The organism is Thermogutta sp. (genome assembly GCF_014359955.1).
Lineage (GTDB): Bacteria > Planctomycetota > Planctomycetia > Pirellulales > Thermoguttaceae > Thermogutta.
Genome location: NZ_JACIYL010000299.1, coordinates 1 through 4,843, shown reverse-complemented (window position 1 = coordinate 4,843; position 4,843 = coordinate 1). Strand labels below are relative to the sequence as shown.

At 56.5% G+C, this 4,843-nt stretch carries 5 protein-coding genes; all 5 read left to right on the top strand.

Features of this window, described 5'->3' with window-relative positions; translation table 11 throughout:
• A partial coding sequence (locus H5U08_RS10240) for an AsmA-like C-terminal region-containing protein (RefSeq protein ID WP_297032700.1) occupies nucleotides 1-748 on the top strand: 748 nt, incomplete at its 5' end.
• A gap of 177 nt (nucleotides 749-925) precedes the next feature.
• Complete coding sequence (locus tag H5U08_RS10235; RefSeq protein WP_297032698.1) at nucleotides 926-1,246, top strand: hypothetical protein; 321 nt, start codon at nucleotides 926-928, stop codon at nucleotides 1,244-1,246.
• A 204-nt stretch (nucleotides 1,247-1,450) separates the two neighbouring features.
• On the top strand, nucleotides 1,451-2,305 hold the full coding sequence (gene dapF / locus H5U08_RS10230; RefSeq protein WP_297032697.1) for a diaminopimelate epimerase: 855 nt from the start codon (nucleotides 1,451-1,453) through the stop codon (nucleotides 2,303-2,305).
• Nucleotides 2,306-2,311: 6 nt separating this feature from the next.
• Entirely contained in the window at nucleotides 2,312-3,112 is an 801-nt protein-coding gene (locus H5U08_RS10225; RefSeq protein WP_297032695.1) for a lysophospholipid acyltransferase family protein, read from the top strand.
• A 112-nt stretch (nucleotides 3,113-3,224) separates the two neighbouring features.
• The gene (xseA, locus tag H5U08_RS10220; RefSeq protein ID WP_297032693.1) at nucleotides 3,225-4,490 is read left to right on the top strand and encodes an exodeoxyribonuclease VII large subunit; all 1,266 of its coding nucleotides are present in this window, start codon (nucleotides 3,225-3,227) and stop codon (nucleotides 4,488-4,490) included.
• The last annotated feature ends 353 nt before the right edge of the window (nucleotides 4,491-4,843 follow it).

Here is a 4,843-nt window from a genome sequence, read left to right as displayed (position 1 = left end):
GGTGATTTTCGGTGGGGATGGGGCGGTCGCTCAATCCGCTCGCGGGAAATCGGCCGTCGATCAATCGGCGAACGCGCGCCAGCCTCTCACGGCAGAACTGTTCGGAGGCACGTTATCCGGGGCCGGCTGGGTGCGTCTTTCCGACAGATTCGAGTACGACGTTGCGTTTTCTTTGCTCAAGGCTGATTTTACGGAACTCGTCCGGGAATATCAGTCTAATTCGTCAATCGTCCGTGGAACGTTGGATGCAGCCGTGCGACTTAAAGGTCAGGGTGACGATATCCAGGGATTGGCTGGTTACGGGAATTTTCAACTTCGGGAAGCGAACATCTATGAACTGCCCCTGATGATCGCATTATTGAAAATTCTGAGTATCCGCCAGCCAGATACCACGGCGTTCAGCGAGAGTTCAGGGCAATTTCGAATTGCCGGGCGACATGTCTATTTGGATAATATCACCTTTTCGGGGGATGCGTTCAGCCTGACCGGCCAGGGTGAGGTAGATTTGGATGGGAACCTGCGATTGATCATGCGGGCGATGCTGGGGCGTCGCGAGATTCAGGTCCCCGTGGTCAAGGAGTTGTTCCGCGGCGCCAGCGAGCAGATTGTGCTCGTTCATGTGGGGGGGACACTGAGGGAACCGATCGTCCGACGGGAACCCTTTCCTGGTGTGAACGAGGCCCTCCAAAGGTTTCAACTGGGAAACAGAAATGCACGCGGTAGTGAATCCATCCTCGGGGAACGTTGAAAAACCGGTCAGATTTGAGAATTCGGTTACCTTGCGGTTTTCCGAACAGGATTTCGATCATTTGGAATAAGCACAGGTTTGATAGGATGAGGAAGAAAAAAGCAACTTCCAGAGACCGCGGCAAAGGGTTCTTCCTCCTCAACTGTGATGGCGCATTGTCAGTGAGGAGGTGGCACGATGAGTGTTGGACCACTTGGCCCCATTATTTCGGCGATTGCGGGTACACCACTGGCTCAGGGAAAGAATGAGACGGACGCCAATCAGGGGGTTCGCGAAAGCCAGGAAAGGCGTGTGGCAGCAGATCGACAGGCAGAGGCCGCTGCTGGAATTGGTGAGACCGACGGCGAGAATCACGAGACGGAGGAACGCGATGCCGACGGACGCCGGCCCTGGGAATTGCCTCCCGTTTCAGGGAAGACGGATGAAACCGAAGATCCAACGAAAAAAACGGCTGATCCGCACGGTGAGCTGGGACGCCTTATCGACCTGACGGGGTGATGGGCGGAACGAGGGCCGACGGAGAGGAGAGGAATCTCTTCCAGGAATGGCCGCCCGGAAGCGTTGTCTGATGATACGAGCCCACGCGCTTGGGCGATTGGCGCTTCATGTCGGTGCGACAGAAATTCTGCTCCCACGAAATGCGGCCTGCCTGTAGAATCAATAGTTGCGCGGATGACGTCGCATGCGTGAAGGAGCCGATGGATGAAATTTGTGAAAATGCACGGCATTGGCAACGATTACATTTTCGTCGATTGCTTTGAACAGTCCCTTCCCGAGCCACCCGAGGTTCTCGCTCCGAAGGTTTCCGACCGCCACTTTGGAATTGGCGGCGATGGACTCATCCTGATCCTTCCCTCCGATGTGGCTGACGCGCGGATGCGGATCTTCAACGCCGATGGTTCCGAAGCCGAAATGTGCGGCAACGGCGTGCGATGTGTGGCTAAATACGTGTTCGAAAGAGGCATAAGCCGGCGAAATCCGCTGAGAATTGAAACCGGCCGGGGCATATTGACTCTCCAGCTCACGGTCCAGGAGGACCGCGTAACCGAAGTAACCGTTGACATGGGGGAGCCGATTCTCGAGCCAGCGCGGATTCCCACAACGTTGCCGGGCAGTCCGGTCATTGAGGCGCCCCTGACCCTGGATGACGGCGCTTCCGTGAACGTGACATGTGTGTCCATGGGCAATCCCCACTGCGTGATTTTCACCGAAGACCTTACCGACCAAACCTTCCGCCGGCTTGGTCCGATCATCGAAAAACATCCCGCCTTTCCCCAGCGTGTCAATGTCGAGTTTGTTCGGGTTTGTTCACCCCAACAGGTGGATGTGCGGGTGTGGGAACGCGGATCGGGCGAAACGCTGGCCTGTGGGACGGGTGCCTGCGCCGTATGCGTAGCGGGGGCTCTTACCGAGCGAACACAACGGAAACTAACCGTTCGACTTCCGGGCGGCGAGCTCGTCATCGAATGGGCACCATCGGGCAATGTGTTGATGACGGGACCGGCGACGACTGTATTCACCGGTGAATGGCCTGCTGACATTGAACCAACGCGATGAATTGCCATGGCGGAGCCAGGTAAGCTTTCAGGGGATGGATCGCCGAAATGGCCTGTGAGGGTGGCAGCCCGTGTCACAGCGATGCTCCTTCGCACATGGATGAGCACATTGAATTACCGCGTATGTTACGAAGACCGGAGCATCGACCCGGTCTATCCCGAATGTGTAGGACCGAAACTCTACTTATTCTGGCATGAGTACATCCTATTCCCGCTTTATTTGCGGGGACATTGTTATTTGACAATGCTCGTATCCCGGCACAGGGACGCCAATTTGTTGACCGAAGTGGCCAAGGTCCTGGGGTATGATTTCGTTCGGGGTTCAAGCCGCCGGGGTGGCGATCAGGCCCTTCGCCAGTTACTTGATGTTGGGCGGTGCCAACATCTGACAATCACGCCCGACGGTCCGCGTGGACCGCGCCGACATATGGCGCCGGGGGCTGTTTACGTGGCCTCTCGGTTGGGTGTGCCGATTGTGCTGATGGGGTTCGGGTACCACAGGCCATGGCGTTTGAACAGTTGGGATCAGTTTGCCATTCCCCGGCCGTTTTCCAGAGCGCGTGCGATCACCAGCGCGCCGATCACGATTCCCCAGAACCTGGATCGAGAAGGCATCGAATATTATCGCCAAATGCTGGAGAACCGCTTGAATTTGCTGACGGAGGCCGCGGAAGAATGGGCTGAGAGTGGCAAGCCTCGCGAGAATGAGATGGCGTTGTTCAAAGCTCGGGCGGCCCATCCACCGTGGGAATGCCCTCGAGAAGACCTCCCGTGGGGCGTGAATCTGGTAAATCGCGCGGCATGCTAAACGCAACGTGTTGATTGGGATCTTGCCGCTGGGTTGTCTCGATTTTCGGTTGTTGATTGGAAAGCCGTCCAATTGTCTGCACCCTTACCTTTGCGAATATTTCGGAACGTCGATGTCAGACGAGTATATTTTTCAATCGCAATTATTCGACAGCCAGTCACACGTTTTCACGGTATCTGAGCTTACAATCCTCATTAAGGAGGTTCTGGAGAATATCTTTCCCAGTGTCGCCGTCATCGGTGAGGTGGCTGATCTGTCGGTGGCCCGGTCGGGCCACTGTTATCTCACGCTCAAAGACGAGGGGGCACAACTACCGGCGGTCATATGGCGATCGTACCGTGAACGGCTCACGTTTGATCTGCACGACGGCTTACAGGTGTTCTGCCGGGGAAGGCTGGACGTTTACCCGCCCCATGGGCGGTATCAACTCATTGTGGAGGAAATCGAGCCGAGTGGTTGGGGGGCCAAAGAGCTGGCCCTGCGGCGTCTCAAGGAACGGTTGGCTCGAGAGGGGCTGTTCGATGCGGCCCGGAAGCGCCCCCTACCCCGCTGGCCTCGGCGAATCGCTGTGATCACAAGTCCCACTGGTGCAGCGATTCACGATTTCCTGACTGCCCTGCGTGGTCGCTTTCGGGCGGTGGACGTGCTCATTATTCCCGTGAAGGTTCAGGGGGAAGGAGCTGCTGAGGAGATCGCAGAGGCATTTCAATGGCTGGAAAAATACGATTGGAATCTGGATGTGATCGTCCTCACCCGTGGTGGTGGAAGTATTGAGGATCTCTGGGCCTTCAATGAGGAAAGTGTGGTTCGGGCGGTTGCCAGTTCAAGGATTCCGGTGGTGTCTGCAGTGGGTCATGAAATAGACGTGACGCTGGCCGACCTGGCGGCGGATGTCCGGGCATTGACACCCACGGACGCAGCTTCCAAAGTGGTGCCCTCCCAGGAGGAACTGGAAGCCGTCCTCACAGGGTACGCCATACGACTTCGCTCTCATCTCAATTTGCGGTTGAAGGCGGTACGGACACAAGTTGAGGCGCTTGCATCCCGGCCCGTGTTTCGCTTTCCAAAAGAACTGGTTCACAGCCGCAGTCAGCGGATTGATGAATGGGAACGGCGTTTGGATCAGGCTGCTGGCCGATTGCTGGAGCGGAACCGCATGGCCCTCAACAGCGCGGCAGCGCGACTGGAGTCGCTCAGCCCCCTGGGAGTGCTTTCCCGGGGTTACTCCATGACGTTGACGCATCCCGAGGGACGTCTGGTCCGAGAGGCAGCGTCCCTTTCCCCAGGGAGTGTCGTGCAAACTCGCCTGCACCGGGGAAGCTTTCTCAGTCGTGTCGAAGAAATACATGAAGATAGCGAATCTGTCCGTCCAGACTGACGAATAGAATGCAACAGGCCCGAAATGGGCAATGTGTTTGTAAGTTCTGCAGAATGACATGGTAGCAGCACGTGGCCAGCGTAAGATCTGTGATCGTTTGGTTAGGATAGGCGAGGATTGAGGCGGTATTTGAGGAGTTGGTCACCCACGGGCGTCGCGCTTGTTTTAATAAGGCGCGCGTGAAAGCTTTCCAGAGCAGTCAACATGCAGCAAATGCTTTTCCGTGCTGGCGCTCAAATTGGCAATCGCTTGCCAACAGGTCTTTTAGTCCTGTTTGGCGCGTTGATCTTCTGCGCAGTTGTTTTAAACACAAATGCGCTTCCTGGAGCTCCGGGAGACCAGCAGAACGGTTT